We start from the raw sequence: 16,571 nt of genomic DNA, 5'->3' as shown, positions 1-16,571 counted from the left end.
TGGCATACCAGCACCCATAATCTTGAAGAAATTGCCTGTAGCGATTGTCACACCATTCACGCAGCCACAGATCCTGCATTAGATAAACTGTCGGTTAATGACACTTGTACTTCATGTCACACCCAAGAAAAAGCCGACATGAACAAGCGCTCATCACACCCAATGAAATGGGACCAAATGACCTGTATTGATTGTCATGCACCTCACGGTTCAATGAGTGAAAACGCCTTAGTTAAGCCAACCGTTAATGACACCTGTTATAGCTGTCACGCTGAAAAACGTGGTCCCTTCCTATGGGAACACGCGCCAGTCACCGAAAGCTGTGTGTCATGTCATAACCCCCACGGCAGCGTCAACGACAATATGCTTGATAGCCGCGCACCGCAGTTATGTCAGCAATGTCATGCACCTGATGGTCATGCCTCTCGCGTCGTACCTGAGCCGGGAATGGATGCCTTTGGTGGTGGAAAAAGTTGCCTTAACTGTCACAACCAAATTCATGGTTCTAATCACCCAGCTGGCAGTCTGCTGCAACGCTAATGGAGAGCAAGATTATGTCATTTAAATTGAATCTTATTACCCTGTCACTGCTGGCGGTATCGACCTCTGGCATGGCAGCTAACTTCGGGGTTGGCAACGCCAATACCACCGCGGTTAATACCCATAAATATGAATGTAAACGCTGCACTAACCTAGTCGGTTATAGCGGTGAAGTCAGTGTTGCTGCCGGGTATAACGACATCGGCGATATTCACGCTGGTAATGCCTTAGGCACTGCCAAAGATGGCGGCATTGCTGCCGTCAGTGGTGATGTGCGCTACCAAAGCGAGTCAGGGTACCAAGCCCGAATTCAAGCCCATCAGCTAGGCATGGATAATGGCTTTGCTCACGTGTCTGGCGGTAAAGCTGGCTTGTATGAATTTAGCCTCGATTATGATGCGATTAAAACCTATAAAGCCGGTGATGTAGAAAGCAGTCTATGGCACAACGATGGCATGTTAACCCCATCTGATGCCATCAACAGCTTCGACTTAGCTCAGCGCCGCGAAAAAGTGGCCCTAGGCATGGAGTACGGTCAAGACTTCTATGGCGCCTTTGTGAAATACAGCCAAGAAGATAAAACCGGCCATAAATCAGCCAGCCTGGTATCACCAAGCCCGATTAACTTCGGCTTACCAACCGATTCTCGCACTAAGCAGTTAGATGCTGGGGTGAACTTATCTGGTGAAAACTGGCTCACTGAGTTGAGCTACTTTGGCAGTTATTATCAAAATAATATCGACCACTTAAGCTTGCCTTATGCCAATGATGTGTACTCAGCAGCGCCAGATAACCAAGCCCACCAGGTGGCATTATCAGGTCAGTACCAGCTCAATCGCACCGTGATGAACGGCCGCATTGTGACAGGCCGTATGATACAAGATGACAACCTCATTCAAGTAACGGGTAACCCGCTACAAAACTGGGATGGTCAAATTGACACCCTTGATGGTCGTTTTGCGCTGACCTCGATGCTCACTAACCGTTTACGTTTAGGCGGCAGCGTTGATTACAGTAAGCGTGATAATAAAAGCTCAACCGCTGAATTTGCCCAATACAACTTCAATAGCTTAACCGGGGCCTTTAGACAAAATACCCCGCAAGATATTGAACGTAACACCTATAAAGTCAATGCCAGTTACCGCATCGCCAGTGGCTACCGCTTACAAGCCGGATACAACCGCAAAGAAGTGGAGCGTACCTTCAGTGACCGCGAGCAAACAAATGACGACAACCTATGGCTAAAATTCAATGTCCGCGCCTTAGACAAGGTTAATTTTAACCTTAAGGCCGAGCACGCTAATCGCAGTGGCTCTGACTATGAAGCCAATGAGCTGACCTCATCTGAAAATAACGCCCTACTGCGCAAGTACTACTTAGCTGACCGCACCCGCAACGCCGTTGAATTAAAGGTGAACTACACCCCTATCAACTGGATGAGTCTGGATATCAGCACCCGTTATGCCCAAGACGAGTATGACGATACCCAAATCGGCCTGACTGAATCTGAAGATTACGGTTATGACGCTAACCTTAACATCGCCTTTAATCAGCATGTTGATGGTTATGTGTTTGCTGGGCAGCAATGGATTAACTCAAGCCAAGCAGGCAGCCAAAGCTTTGGCGCAGCAGATTGGATGGCTGACATTGAAGATGAATTTATCAACTTAGGCGCAGGCGCAAGCTATAGCGGTTTAATGCAAAACAAGCTCACCTTAGGGGTGGATTACTTATTTAGTAACTCTGTCAGTAACACTGATGTCACCGCCGATACCACTAATCCGTATGGGGATTACTACTCATACAACCACAGTGCCAGCATGTACGCCGATTACGCCTTGAGCGAGCAAATGGCACTGAAATTAACTTACCGCTATGAACGCTATTTCGATACCGATGCAGCCAACGTAGGGGTCAATGATATTCCGGGGATGATTACTCTGGGCGATATCAACCATAACTACAACGCACACCAAGTGATGTTGTCGTTTACCTACCAATTGCGCTAAGCCGCATCGTTAATGCTACGAGAGGATATACCAATGGAACGTAGAAGTTTTTTAAAAGCCAGTGCCGCATTAAGCTGCGCAGCAACGGTAACCGGTTGTAAAACCAGTTCAGATGATGCCAATGTCACCCCAACTCCGCCACCTGTTGATGAGAAAATAGATTGGTCTTGCTGCACTTGTAACTGTGGCCATAACTGTCCATTAAAAGTTATTACCGTTGACGGTAAAATTACTCGTGTTGAAACCGATGATGTCGGTGGTGATGAGTTTGGTACGCACCAAGTGAGAGCCTGTTTAAAAGGTCGCTCAAGCCGTAAAAAAGTTTACTCTCCAGACCGACTTAACGGTCCGATGAAACGTGTTGGCCCACGTGGTCATACGAGCAGTTTCGTTCCTTGTTCATGGGATGAAGCTTTCAGCACCATCGCTGAAAACCTTCAAAAAGTGTACAACGAAGCGGGCCCTTCAGCGGTATATCCTCATTACGGAACCGGCCGCCTATACGCTAATTATTCTGGCGGTGACTGGCGCTGGGCAGGTCAATGGGGCGCTAAATTATTATGTGAGATGGGCGGCTACTTAAGCCACTACGGTACTTATAGTTCATCACAACAATTAGCTGCTATGTCGCATACTTATGGTGGGAATGCTTCAAGTACTTACACTGAAATGTTCCACAGTGATTTAGTGGTCGCATTTGGTTTTAACCCTGCTGAAACTCGTATGAGTGGCGGTGGCGGTACTTATGATTGGAGTACTTGTACAAAGGGTAAAAAGGTCATCATGATCGACCCTCGCTACTCTGACTCATCTTTGGGAAAAGAAGACAAATGGCTGGCGATTCGTCCAGGTACTGATGCAGCGCTATGTGAAGCTGTTGCCTATGAGATTATTAACCAGGGCAAAGCTGATAAAGCCTTCTTAGACAAATACAGCATCGGTTTTGATAGCGATACCTTACCTGCAACTGCAAAAGCTGGGAGCGATTATAAGTCACACATCCTAGGTTTAGGTGAAGATGGTATTGCGAAAACCCCACTTTGGGCTGAAAAAATTACCGGTATTGCAGCTAGTGATATAGAAGATCTAGCACGAGATTTGATGAATGCATCAACCCCATTTATCTGCCAAGGCTTAGGTCCACAACGCCATGCTATTGGTGAGCAAAGCGTACGTTCAATTGTAATGCTACCTCTACTACTAGGTAAGGTGGGCATTCAAGGTACAAACTCTGGTACCTGGCCTGGTCACGGAAGAAGTTCAATTAGCCTTTCTCCTAAAGGTAATAATCCTTACCCTGGCAGCATTTCGTTCTTCACTTGGAGTGATGCTATTGAGCGTGGTACTGAGTTCACGCCTGAGAAAGATGGCTTAAAAGGCGTTGATAAACTTGATAGTAATATCAAATTCATTTGGAACTATGCAGGCAACGCACTGATAAATCAGCATTCAGATTCATTTGCAACACATGAGCTTTTAGCTAGCAGAGAAACGGATGAGCTATTTATTTTAGTACACGATGTCTTTATGACACCAAGTGCAAAATACGCCGATATCCTGTTACCTGATTTCACTGATTTAGAACATACCGATGTCAGTGCATTTGGTGGGACTAACCAAGAGACGGTTATTCCTATGACTACTTCTGTAGACAGCCCTGTAGATGCTAAAGGCTGCTTTGAAGTGACCTATGAAATAGCGAAACGCTTGGGTAAAGAAGGCGCTGTATTTGAGGGTAAAGATTACAACCAATGGTTAACTGAGCTTTATCAGCGCGATCAAGCTAACAATACCAAACTACCAGATTATAAAGATCTTGTAGAAGGCGGTTTATATAAAATAGCCAACCCTGAATTTAAAAACATCGCATTTAGTGCATTCTTCTCGGATCCAGATGCAAATAAATTAAACACGCCAAGCGGTAAAGTTGAAATTTACTCAGAAACATTAGCTGAAATGTCAACGAGTTGGGATCTACCTGAAGGTGACTCTATTCCAGCTATCCCTATGTATCATAAAACTTGGGAAAGCTACGAAGACACTGAAACACGTGAGCAATACCCGCTACAGCTAATTGGTCATCATACCAAAAGTCGCACTCATTCTAGTTTCCATAATATTAAATGGCTTCAAGAGTCCTATGAAGATGCCGTGTGGATCAACCCTAAAGATGCAGCTGAACGCGGTATCACTGATGGCGCTAAAGTTGAAATTAAAAATAGTCGAGGCAGTGTCATTATTGCCGCTAAAGTCACTCCATTGATCATGCCAGGTGTCACCTCGCTGGCTCAAGGTGCTTGGTTAAATAGCGATAACTTGACTGGCAAAGTCGACATTGGTGGCAACGTTAACTCATTAACCAAATATCACCCAACACCTATTGGTAAATGTAACCCACAACACACTAACTTAGTTGAAATCCGCCTAGCATAACTGACGGTAACGAGAAGATATTATGAATAATTCTACCCAATATGGTTTTCATATAGATACACAAAAATGTAGTGGTTGTAAGACATGTCAAATTAGCTGTAAAGATAAGAATGATATCGATATAGGGCCACTTTTACGCCGCACTTATAAGTATGGCGGCGGTAGCTTCCAAGAAGTCGCTGATGGCGTATACATTAATGACGTATTTGCTTACTACGTTTCTATTAGCTGTAACCATTGTAATACTCCTGTTTGCGTAAAAAGCTGCCCAACAGGTGCGATGCATAAGCGCCGTGAAGATGGTTTAGTCGACATTGCAACAGATCTTTGTATTGGTTGCTCTAGCTGTGCACGTGCTTGTCCATATGATGCACCACAGCTGGATACTCGACGTAAAGTAATGACTAAATGTGACGGCTGTAAAGACAGAATTGCACTTGGTAAAAAACCGTCTTGTGTTGAGTCATGCCCACAACGTGCGTTGGACTTCGACACTATTGACATCCTAGAGCAAAAATATCCAGAGGCTGTAAGAGGTGAAGCAAATCCACTACCAAGTAGTAGCATTACTGACCCTAACTTACTGATCACCGTTAATCGTTATAATGACCGCTCTGACGGTTCGATTCAAAACATAAACGAAGTGTAAGCCTTGTAAGTAATAAAGCATGGGTGGGTATCACCCATGCTTACTTTAAGTGAAAATAACTACAGAGATAGAAATGAACCAAGTCGACTTTGAAAATTCAGCTGCTATCTGTAATGTACTATCTTGTATGCTATTAAATACGCCTACTGAAAATATGTATCAACGCATTAACGATGAAATCATCTTAAACTGGCCTCAGCTGATCACGCCTACAGAAGATATTTGCGATGAAATGAAACGTTCGTTGAACAAACACAGTTTCACTGAATTGCGAAATGATTTTAACCAACTCTTTGTTGGTCCTGGCGTTAAATCGGCTTACCCATGGGGCTCTGTTTACACAGATAAAGATAACCTAGTTTGTGGGCAAAGTTGTGTTGAATTTGAACAGTTTTGCAAACGAAATAAAATCGACGTCACACCACCTCAAAAAGGGCCAAGTGATCATATTGGGTTAATACTTGCGGTACTTGCAAATTTGCTCAGTGAAAATAGATCCGATTTGGCATCTATGCTCATCTGCGATCACTTAAAGCCATGGTTACCTCAATTTATTCGATGTGTCGATACACATTCACAAACTGAGTTCTACCGCGGAGTCGGTCTGTTAATCGGTATCACTCTGAACGATTTACAAATAAAACTCCAAACAGAAAATTCATAAACCAGCGTCATAAACCAGCGTCATAAATCAGAGTCATAAATCAGAGTCATAAATCAGAGTCATAAAACATTGGCTTAAAAAACAGCCAACAGATAGGACTACCATGAGAGCAATTAACCAAATTTGATTGCTCTTAATATTTTAAAAGCAAAGCTCACAGCATGCCATTCTGCGCAAATGTGGCCCAGACATAACCTAAAAGAAATGACTTGTAGCCATTATCAGCTAATGCATACTGTCCAATTTGGATCTGGATGCACAGCCAGTAAGCCCCCCCCCCTCTTTCATATCACAACTAAAAATGGCTATGTAACGTATAACTTCGTAAAAATGCGTTTGCTGTCGTAAAAATGTTCACCTGCTAAGCTATTTTCATAAACTCATCATTACGCCATTGGCGATCCTCTTAATACCCAGTATATTTACCATTCGTTGATTCATTTATTCAAGGCTAGCAACGTGAAAACCAATCTCATCACCCCTGAAGGGATGACCAAACTCAAAACTGAGCTGAACTATTTATGGCGTGAATATCGCCCTGAAATCACCAAAAAAGTGGCTTGGGCGGCGAGCCTTGGTGACCGCTCCGAAAACGCTGACTACAAAGAGAATAAACGTTTATTACGACAAATTGATGGCCGAGTGCGGTTTTTACGTAAGCGTATCGAAAACTTAAAAGTGGTTGAGTATGCTCCTGAGCAAGAAGGTAAAGTGTTCTTTGGCGCTTGGGTCGAAATTGAAAATGATGCTGGCGACACACTGGCATTTCGTATAGTTGGTCCCGATGAAATTTATGGCGATGCCAAAGGCTATATCTCCATTGATTCACCCATGGCGCGGGCATTATTGAAAAAAGAAATCGATGATGATGCCGTTGTTCCCACCCCCAATGGCCCCCAAGATTGGTATATCAATAAAATATCCTACACCGTTTAGCTAATAGAAAACCTCAAAGCCTCAAACAAAAGTAGAATTTTGCACTGCAAAGCATGCAGTTTAAGGCTGTTTTAGCGACTAAAATTTGCCCTATAGATATATTTAACTAGACTTAAAGTTGTATTTATTTAGCTGGCCTTAACGATATATAGTGCTTTAGCGCTTAGTTTTTAATCTTGGTTCAAGCGCTGATAATAGTACTGTCTATAGCCAAATCGCTGAGCTTTCAAGCAAAAGTCCATTCTCCCCCTAATACCTGCATGGAAGCGAGCTTTGAATAAGATGAATAAAAGGATTTTTTATGTACAGTAAAATCTTTTGGGCTGTTGGACTGCTTGTTGTTAGCTTTAAGCTAATGGCGCTGAGCTATGTACCGCAAAATATTGTCGGTAACTGGCTCAATCAGCAAACAGATTACATTGAGCTATTACAAATCAATGAAGACGGCTCCTACCTGCAACTGGGGCTTGACCTACTCCAGCCTGAAAATAGCTTTGCCGAATGGGGCAGTTATACCTTATCTGAAAGCAGCAACTTTGCTGACTTACCGCTGATCATTAGTTTTAACCCCACCTTCAGTAATAATCCTGCAGAAGGCTTGATAACATTGCTCACTGACCGTAGTAAAAGCCATGTCTATATCAATGCCAGTGCCAGTGCCGAGCGCTTACAGCTCAATATGGACTCCCAAAGCGACAGCTCAATTGATGTCATTATTGAATATCATCAGCTGCAGGCTCAAAGTATTGAAGGTTATTGGTACAATCAGGAGTTCGATGATTTATTTGCGGTATTGATGCTCAATAATGGCTTGTATGTGCAATTACAAATCAACTTGGATCATGATGATGAAAATACCGGCATGGAGTGGGGTCAATATCAACACCAAATGGACTCAGGCGAAGTCTACTTTCAAGCTGAATACGATGATAACCAACAAATCGGCTTTAACCGCTTAAATGATATCGCCGCTGCCGCGTTTAATATTAAGCTGCACGATAACCAGCTTATTTTTTTATTGGACAGTAATGATGATGGCGTGATTGACTCCTGTTCAACCTTATTGCGTAAAAACTGATTTAGTTACAATTTCCCTTAATCAATTTAATGCCATTAAAATCACTTTTTTTCATAGACTTAATCCTTGTTATTGATCATATTACCCCTCACAATTAGCAAACAATTCATCCAGCGCTTGTTTGCACTCTTATAAAGTCGCTATATTTAGCTTAATAACTGTATTTAGTGCCGAAATTTAGCCAAAGGATATGTCATGGGCCAAGAAACATCTAAAATTCTCGTTGTCGATGATGACATGCGACTCAGATCATTATTGGAACGTTATCTGCTGGAGCAAGGTTACCAAGTTCGCAGTGCAGCAAATGCCGAGCAAATGGACCGCTTATTAGAGCGAGAAAACTTCCACCTGTTAGTGTTAGATTTAATGCTTCCCGGTGAAGATGGATTATCGATTTGTCGCCGCTTACGCCAACAAGAAAATCCCATTCCTATTATTATGCTGACCGCCAAAGGCGACGAAGTTGACCGTATTATTGGTCTAGAGCTTGGCGCTGATGATTACTTACCTAAGCCGTTTAATCCGCGGGAATTGCTCGCACGTATTAAAGCCGTTATGCGCCGTCAAACGGCTGAAGTACCAGGTGCGCCAGCGCAACAAGAAGAAGTCATTAGCTTTGGTGAGTTTTCCCTTAACCTCGCCACTCGTGAGATGTTTCATGAAGATAAAAGCATTGCCTTAACCAGTGGCGAGTTTGCGGTATTAAAAGTGTTGGTTTCACACCCTAGGGAGCCACTATCGCGGGACAAACTAATGAACCTTGCCCGTGGCCGTGACTACTCTGCACTTGAGCGCTCAATTGACGTACAAGTATCCCGTCTGCGCCGCTTAATTGAAGTCGATGCTGCTAATCCCCGCTATATCCAAACGGTTTGGGGTTTAGGTTATGTGTTCGTGCCTGACGGCACCGCTCGAGGTTAAGCCTTATTAGCCAAGCTCAAGCCATAAAACTGAAGTGGTGGCAGCGTTTCCTGCCACGTAATTCATTCAGTCAAACCGTACTATTAATTGGTAGCTTGCTACTGATTAATCAGTTGGTGTCTTATTTATCTGTGACGGTTTATTTCATTAAACCCAGTTACGAACAAATCAATCAACTGATCGCACGGCAAATCAACTTATTATTTATTGATGGCGTAGAGATCAGCCGTGAACACCTCACCATTGTCGATGCCCTAAACGCCAAAGTGCGTGACGATGAGATGAAAGTCTATAACCAACAAGGCGCCATTGAAGCTGGGGTAGACAGTGCGACCTACTATGGATTTTTATCTGCACAAATGTCTGAGTATTTAGGCGGAGAAGCAGAAGTGCGCTTTTCCCAAGGGACTCAGTTAGAAGTGTGGATCCGTCCACCTCAAGCCACCTCGGTGTGGATTAAAGTACCGCTGACTGGCCTAAACGAAAATGATTTATCGCCACTGACCTTATATTTATTGGTTATTGGCGCCTTAAGTGTCGCTGGAGGCTGGTTATTTGCTCGGCGTCTTAATAAACCACTTAAACGCCTACAGCGAGCGGCCTTTACAGTATCAAAAGGGGAATTTCCTGCGCCATTGCCCTTAAGCGGCTCTTCTGAAATCGTTGAAGTGACTCACGCCTTTAATCAAATGTCTCACAGCATGAAGCAGTTGGAGCAAGATCGCGCGCTATTGATGGCGGGGATTTCCCACGATTTACGCACACCACTGACTCGTATTCGCCTAGCATCTGAAATGATGGTGGAAGAAGATCAATATCTAAAAGATGGCATCATCACCGATATTGAAGACATGGACGACATCATTAATCAGTTTATTGCCTATGTGCGCCATGACCAAGAAAGCGCCCGGGAACCCAATGATATCAACCGCCTTATTCGCGAAATCGCCCAACAAGAAATGCATCGACAAGGTGATATCGAGCTGCAATTGCAAGAAGGCCCTATGGTGTCCTTTCAAAGTGTGGCCATTAAACGGGTATTAAGTAATCTTGTTGAAAACGGCTTTCGCTACGGTGGCGGCTGGATAAAAATTAGCTCAATCCATAAAGCCAAATACGTCAGCTTTATTGTTGAAGATAATGGCCCTGGTATTAATGAAACTAAAATTGATGAACTATTCCAGCCATTTACCCAAGGCGATAGCGCTAGGGGCTCTGTGGGCTCGGGGTTAGGTTTAGCGATAGTTAAACGTATTATCGATAGGCATCACGGTAAAATCCTCCTTAAAAACCGCCCAGAAGGCGGGCTGCATGCCCAAGTGTGGCTGCCTATTAGCCGTCATTAATACCCAAAAATAAGCATAAAAAAAAGCGACTCATAGAGTCGCTTTTTTAGTTAAGCCTCAGCCATTATAAATCAGCATGAGGGCCAAATACTTCATAATGCAGTTGTGATTCTGGCACATTAAGCGCTAATAATTGCTGCTTAACGGCTTTCATAAAACCAATAGGACCACAGAAGTAATATTGCCCATTGGGTAACATATGCTCAGCGATTTTTTCGAGTTCTACAGTACCTTCAAAATCAAAATCTTCTGCTGGTAAATCCTGTGCTGCTGGCTCACGATACCAAACATAGCTTTGCAGCTGCTCATTAGCGATTGTCTTTGCCTTAATTACCTCTTTAAAGCCATGTACTGCGCCATTATCACAAGCATGTATCCAAGTGATGTTATTTGCGTATTTTTGAGCAATAAGCTGGTTTAACATGCTCATCATCGGCGTTTGACCCACACCTGCTGAAATCAGTATCACAGGGCTTTCTTCTGCTATCAGCGAAAAATCGCCCGCTGGCGCAACCACCTCAATGACATCACCTTGCTGATAATGATCATGGAGCAGATTAGATACTTTACCGCCCGCTTCTCGCTTCACACTGATGCGATAAGTATTGCGATTAGGCGCATCTGATAACGAGTACTGACGAATTTCTTTAAATTCAAGTTCATCATGCTCAAGCGATACACTCAAGTATTGACCAGCAATAAAGTCGATCACTTCTTTACCATCTTCAGGCACTAACAAAAACGAAGTGATCAGCGTTGATTCTGGGGTTTTCGACTTTATGACAAAACGGCGAGTCCCTTCCCAGCCACCTTGAGCCTGTGCTGTTTGCAGGTAAAGCTGAGCTTCACGGTTGATGAAGATTTCAGCAAGGAAACCATAAGCCTTACCCCAAGCTGTTAAGACTTCTTCAGTAACGGCATCGCCACCTAACTCTTCTAGGGTTGCTAATAAGTGGCCACCAACAATGGCATATTGCTCAGGTTTAATTAAAAAACCCGTATGCTTATGAGCAATGCGCTCAACAGCTGAGCCTAGCACGGCAAGATTATCGATATTTTTTGCGTATGCGGCCACCGCACTGAATAAGGCAAGCGGTTGTCCGCCAGAATGCTGATGGGTCAAGTTAAATACATCTTTTAACTCGGGATTATGTTCAAACATACGTTGATAAAAATGCGTCGTCAGCGCAGGACCAGCTGACTCTAATAAGGGAATGGTGCTTTTAACAACGTCAATCGTATGTTGATCTAACATAAACAACCTCTAATATGTATTCATAATGCATGTTTTGATAGATATTAAACATGCATTTGATTTAGATCAATGTTTTTCGACTCTTTTATCCTTGAGTGATTAGAAAAATAGCAATTCAGTATAAGCCAAATAAAAAAACCAGCGACATCAGCGCTGGCTTCATTAATTGACGACTCATAGCTACAACTCAGGCATACAAATCAGCCAAGCTGATAGAAGCATTCTTACATGCAGTTTTACAGAGCGCTCAATATCGCTTCTGCAGTACTGACTTCAAAAGACTTTGGCGCTTCCACATTTAAGCTGGTTACCACACCATTATCGACAATCATCGCATAACGCTGGGAGCGAATACCGCCAAAGCCTGCGGTATCCATATCTAAACCTAATGCTTTGGTAAAACTTGCATCGCCATCTGCTAGCATCATGAGTTCACTGGCATTTTGCGCATCCCCCCAGGCTTTCATTACAAAGGCATCATTGACAGATACACAAGCAATGGCATCAACCCCTTTAGCTTTAAGTTGATCAGCAAGCACCACAAAACCCGGTAAATGCGCTTCTGAGCAAGTGGGTGTAAAAGCACCCGGTACAGCAAATAACACCACCTTTTTACCAGAAAATAACGTACTAACATCATGACTTACCATGCCTGTTGCGGTTAATTCGCCTAAGGTGCCTGCCGGTAACGTGTGTCCTTGTTCAATCATGGTAAATCCTTATTTATTGAATAATGTGCTCAACAGCATAGCGCTAAAGCGGCGTTACAAACACTGAGTAACTGTATGGGCTTTAGCTGTTGTTCGCCTTGAGCTTATTGTGAGCTCACTTTAACCGATATCGGTTTTAGTGCTCGATATGCATGTCGACAGCCTTTGCCACAACCCAGCAAACAAAGTTCACATATCAGTGATAATAAAAAACCGAGCACTAAACCTATGGTTATCGCCCGTGTATCGAGCATGATGGTATGGCTAAAGTTGTGCCATACCTCTTGGCGTATATCTTCCATTGGCGTAAATGCCACTTGTTCAAAACCACTAAAAGCCGTTTGATTGAACTGCATAAGTGCCCCATTTAGCAACTGATAACGTTGATAAATGGCTTGAATACTGTCGCCACCAGCACTAAACACTTGGTCAGGGTTATGCTGATAATGGGCTATGAGCTGTTGAATATCACCAGCAAAAAATCGATCTGCATCTTGCTCAAACTCGGCTAAACTCAATTTTGCTTCTTGGGTATGAGCTTGCAATCGCTGACCATACTGATCGACAAATGCAGGCACTTGCACCCCAAGTAATACCCCAGAAACAAATAATATTAAGCGTAAATAATCGAATACAGATTTCATAATGGAGCATGACCTTTAAATGAGTATGACGGCTAAATCACCACAGTAAGTCGTTCGCGCTTCTATGTAGCAAACGGTAAGCTGAAAGCTATATCTACCAGATTAGCCACAAATAGAAAGCGCTTTATCATTAAAAGCGGGTAACAGCACAAGATTAACCTTGCAAACATAGGTTCCAGCAGTTTGATAAGCCCCTCTCTTTAATACGTCACTCAAATCAAACTAACATTACATAATTTTATCATTACAATAATTATTGATAATTTTTTATTAAAACCTCATCTCTATACAATGCGCGCATCAAATTTAGCACCGTTAATGAGAAATGCACTATGAGCAACCACGATGACAGCAGCAATGCTAAAAGTAACGACTTAAACCTAGGCCGCAGAAACATGCTAAAAACAATGGGCGTGGGCGTTGCAGCCGCTGTTGCCGCCACTACTGCCGCATCAGTTATGGCAGCCACAGGCACTGAGCCAACCAAGCTTGCTGGCGCTATGGGTAATGATAAATTCAATACCAATAATCCCTACCCACGTACTTTTTCTCATATCGGGGTGTCAGTACCTAATCTAGAGGAAGCGGTTAAGTTTTATAGTGAAGTCCTCGGCTGGTACGTGATCATGGAACCTACCGAAGTAAAAGAAGATGACAGTGCAATCGGGGTTATGTGTACCGACGTATTTGGCGCAGGCTGGGAACGCTTCAGAATCGCTCACATGTCTACGGGCGATCGCATTGGCCTTGAACTGTTTGAATTTAAAAATCAGCAAAACCCTGAAGATAATTTTGAATATTGGAAAACTGGTATTTTCCACTTTTCAGTTCAAGATCCAAACGTTGAAGAATTAGCGGAAAAAATTGTTGCTGCTGGCGGTAAAAAACGTATGAAAGCACCACGTTATTACTTCCCGGGTGAAAAACCATACCGCATGATTTACATGGAAGATCCATTCGGAAATATCATCGAAATTTATAGCCACAGCTATGAACTACAATATTCTAGCGGTGCTTATAGCTAAATCGAGCTAAAAGCCAAAGCTCGGTAAAGGCTAAATCTAGGTAAAAGACAAAGGAGGCATTATATGCCTCCTTTTTTGATTTTTAGCTCACCGCTAAAGCTTAGCTTAACAACAAGCCTGACTGTGACGATGAAAATCGATTACAGAAAACAGCATTTTGGTAGCTTTACTTTAAGTAAGCTTACTCGTGCTTTAAGCAATGCTCTATGGCTTTACCCATGGTTGACATTATGCAGTACAAATGAGCACCCCTAGTGACAGCAATGTTAACCATTAGATTGTGTCGATGTTTTTATAGTCAAGCAATTGCGTAACCTTGTAGCAATATCACACCTTTAGCAGCCCCATTGGCTAATTAACACCTTAATTTAGTTTAATAATACTAATGCCTGCCCACTTTTACTTTAATAACAACGACCCCTATGAAATCTTATTCATTAAAGCACAAAATACTTATACCTGTACTAATCGCATTATCGATGGTGATAACGCTGCTATCTTGGCTTAGTTACTCCAATCAAAAAACCATGCTTATGCAGACTAATCTTGAGCAAGTTCAGCGCTTAAGTGCTCAGCAAGCCCAAAGGATCAGTGAGTGGTTAGACAGCAGAAAAGATATCGTCAATGCGATGGGCGACAAAGCCAACAGCAACACACTTGATGCTTTGCTTCAGGCGAAGCAATCTGGTCGTTTTGAATCAACCTACTTCGGTAAAGCTTCAGGCGAAATGATAGATTCAGATCAAAGTATTGATTTCAGCGATTACGACCCACGTCAACGCCCTTGGTATCAGCAAGCTAACTCAGAACAACAATTAATAATAACCACGCCTTACCTTGATGCTTTTTATAATACTTTGGTTGTAACCCTTGCCACACCAACGATCAATGGTGTGGTAGCTGGGGATCTATCCATTAATGACTTGGTTAATGATGTCAAGCAAATGAAACTACCTTCGAACGGTTTTGCCATCATGATCCACCGAGACGGTACGGTTATCGCCTATAAAGACTCAAGTAAAACCATGGGCCATATCCGCGCCATTGATAACGACCTTGATTACAGCCTTTTGCAGCAAAATCGTCGCGCAAATGAACTCATGTCGATTCACTTCGCTCCTGAAGACAAAGATAAACTTATCTGGCTAGAAGCAATCCCTAATACTGACTGGGAACTTATCCTCGTACTTGACCAAGCAACCTTGGAAGCGCCACTTAAATCATTACTCCTGACCCAGCTCGGTATTGCTGCCATTATTTTACTGGTAAGCATGGTGTCTATTTCTTTGATGATGAGTCGCTTACTTGCGCCTTTATCAAAAGTGTCACAAGCATTAGCCCACATAGCTCAAGGCAATGGCGACTTAACCCAGCGTATTGAAATTGAGAGTAAAGATGAAGTCGGAACACTGGCTGAAAATTTCAACTTATTTGTACATAGTCAGCATCAGCTGATTACTCAAATCCGTCAGGTAGCTCATGAACTTGACCAAAAAGCGGATCAAAGCTTGGGCAATTCACATGAAGCAGCAAAAGAGCTACAAGTGCAGCAACAAGAAGTCACTATGGTTGCCACTGCCGTAACCCAAATGGCCAGTGCCACCAACGAAATTGCTTCAAATGCGGAAAATACTGCAGCTGCAGCGCAGCAATCAAGCACAAGTAGTTTACAAGGGCAAAGTTTGGTTGATAACACTCGCCAGTCAATCAATTTGCTGGCAGATGAAGTCACTCAAGCCACTGATGTGATTGGCGATTTAAGCCGTCATGCTCATTCAATTTCAAGTATTTTGTCGACGATTCAAGGCATTGCTGAACAAACAAACTTACTGGCATTAAATGCCGCCATTGAAGCTGCCCGTGCAGGCGAACAAGGCCGAGGCTTTGCAGTGGTGGCTGATGAGGTCAGAGTACTATCTCGACGCACCCAAGATTCAACCCAAGAGATACATCAAACTATTGAAACCTTGCAAAAAACCACTTCAAGAGCAGTAAGCTTGATGCAAACCAGTCAATCCTTAGCCGCTAACAGTGTTACCGATGTTAATGAGGCCACTAACGCGATTGGTGAGATCACCCAAGCAGTAGCGTTAATTTCAGACATGGCCAGTCAGATTGCCACTGCTGCTGAAGAGCAAACCCAAGTCACCAATGAAATCACCCAAAATACGGTAGCGATTAAAGACGTCACCGATGAAATTAGCCTTGCTGCTGCAGAAAGCTTACAGCAAGCGCAAGATTTGAAGCTGCAAGCAAAGTCGTTAAATAATTTGGTGGCAACATTCATCCTGTAACAAGCCATTTGAGGATTAACACCAATACCTATAATGCTTGGTTATAGGTATTGGTCGGCGCCAATAT

The 16,571-nt window shown here is 43.2% G+C and carries 14 protein-coding genes; 11 read left to right on the top strand and 3 right to left on the bottom strand.

Features of this window, described 5'->3' with window-relative positions:
* The 9 genes from BCU91_RS04755 to envZ form a co-directional block, all read left to right on the top strand.
* The coding region (locus BCU91_RS04755; RefSeq protein WP_133126573.1) for a DmsE family decaheme c-type cytochrome at positions 1 to 540 on the top strand (540 nt) is incomplete at its 5' end.
* Positions 541 to 554: 14 nt separating this feature from the next.
* Positions 555 to 2,549, top strand: a complete 1,995-nt coding sequence (locus tag BCU91_RS04750) for an MtrB/PioB family decaheme-associated outer membrane protein (protein ID WP_102530988.1) — start codon at positions 555 to 557, stop codon at positions 2,547 to 2,549.
* A 33-nt stretch (positions 2,550 to 2,582) separates the two neighbouring features.
* Positions 2,583 to 4,982 (top strand): DMSO/selenate family reductase complex A subunit, encoded by a 2,400-nt coding sequence (locus BCU91_RS04745; RefSeq protein ID WP_102530987.1) that lies wholly within the window; start codon positions 2,583 to 2,585, stop codon positions 4,980 to 4,982.
* A gap of 22 nt (positions 4,983 to 5,004) precedes the next feature.
* Positions 5,005 to 5,631 carry a DMSO/selenate family reductase complex B subunit gene (locus tag BCU91_RS04740; protein ID WP_102475946.1) on the top strand — a complete coding sequence of 209 codons (627 nt, stop codon included), beginning with the start codon at positions 5,005 to 5,007 and terminating at the stop codon, positions 5,629 to 5,631.
* A gap of 73 nt (positions 5,632 to 5,704) precedes the next feature.
* Positions 5,705 to 6,295, top strand: coding sequence for a molecular chaperone TorD family protein (locus tag BCU91_RS04735; protein WP_102475947.1), 591 nt, complete (start codon positions 5,705 to 5,707; stop codon positions 6,293 to 6,295).
* 459 nt (positions 6,296 to 6,754) lie between these two features.
* Positions 6,755 to 7,231, top strand: coding sequence for a transcription elongation factor GreB (gene greB, locus BCU91_RS04730; protein ID WP_102475948.1), 477 nt, complete (start codon positions 6,755 to 6,757; stop codon positions 7,229 to 7,231).
* A 301-nt stretch (positions 7,232 to 7,532) separates the two neighbouring features.
* Entirely contained in the window at positions 7,533 to 8,309 is a 777-nt protein-coding gene (locus tag BCU91_RS04725; protein ID WP_102439413.1) for a hypothetical protein, read from the top strand.
* A gap of 195 nt (positions 8,310 to 8,504) precedes the next feature.
* Positions 8,505 to 9,230, top strand: a complete 726-nt coding sequence (gene ompR, locus BCU91_RS04720) for a two-component system response regulator OmpR (RefSeq protein WP_102475949.1) — start codon at positions 8,505 to 8,507, stop codon at positions 9,228 to 9,230.
* A gap of 23 nt (positions 9,231 to 9,253) precedes the next feature.
* Positions 9,254 to 10,576: a two-component system sensor histidine kinase EnvZ gene (envZ, locus tag BCU91_RS04715; RefSeq protein ID WP_102439411.1), complete on the top strand. Its 1,323-nt coding sequence runs from the start codon at positions 9,254 to 9,256 to the stop codon at positions 10,574 to 10,576.
* Between the two features lie 64 nt (positions 10,577 to 10,640).
* On the opposite strand, the gene hmpA is transcribed toward envZ, so the two are convergent.
* The 3 genes from hmpA to BCU91_RS04700 all read right to left on the bottom strand — a co-directional run bounded on the left by hmpA (position 10,641) and on the right by BCU91_RS04700 (position 13,185).
* Entirely contained in the window at positions 10,641 to 11,831 is a 1,191-nt protein-coding gene (hmpA, locus tag BCU91_RS04710) for an NO-inducible flavohemoprotein (RefSeq protein WP_102530986.1), read from the bottom strand.
* Between the two features lie 236 nt (positions 11,832 to 12,067).
* On the bottom strand, positions 12,068 to 12,541 hold the full coding sequence (locus BCU91_RS04705) for a peroxiredoxin (protein ID WP_102439409.1): 474 nt from the start codon (positions 12,539 to 12,541) through the stop codon (positions 12,068 to 12,070).
* A gap of 104 nt (positions 12,542 to 12,645) precedes the next feature.
* Positions 12,646 to 13,185, bottom strand: coding sequence for a DUF2937 family protein (locus BCU91_RS04700; protein ID WP_102530985.1), 540 nt, complete (start codon positions 13,183 to 13,185; stop codon positions 12,646 to 12,648).
* A 500-nt stretch (positions 13,186 to 13,685) separates the two neighbouring features.
* Here BCU91_RS04700 and BCU91_RS04695 point away from each other — a divergent pair, with 500 nt between their 5' ends.
* Together BCU91_RS04695 and BCU91_RS04685 are read left to right on the top strand one after the other, a co-directional pair.
* Positions 13,686 to 14,210, top strand: a complete 525-nt coding sequence (locus tag BCU91_RS04695) for a lactoylglutathione lyase family protein (RefSeq protein ID WP_076538443.1) — start codon at positions 13,686 to 13,688, stop codon at positions 14,208 to 14,210.
* A gap of 422 nt (positions 14,211 to 14,632) precedes the next feature.
* Entirely contained in the window at positions 14,633 to 16,504 is a 1,872-nt protein-coding gene (locus tag BCU91_RS04685; protein ID WP_102439407.1) for a methyl-accepting chemotaxis protein, read from the top strand.
* Positions 16,505 to 16,571 lie beyond the last annotated feature (67 nt).

Origin of the sequence: Shewanella sp. 10N.286.52.B9 (assembly GCF_002873635.1) — a bacterium.
GTDB lineage: Bacteria > Pseudomonadota > Gammaproteobacteria > Enterobacterales > Shewanellaceae > Shewanella.
This window is presented reverse-complemented; position numbering and strand designations above follow the sequence as displayed.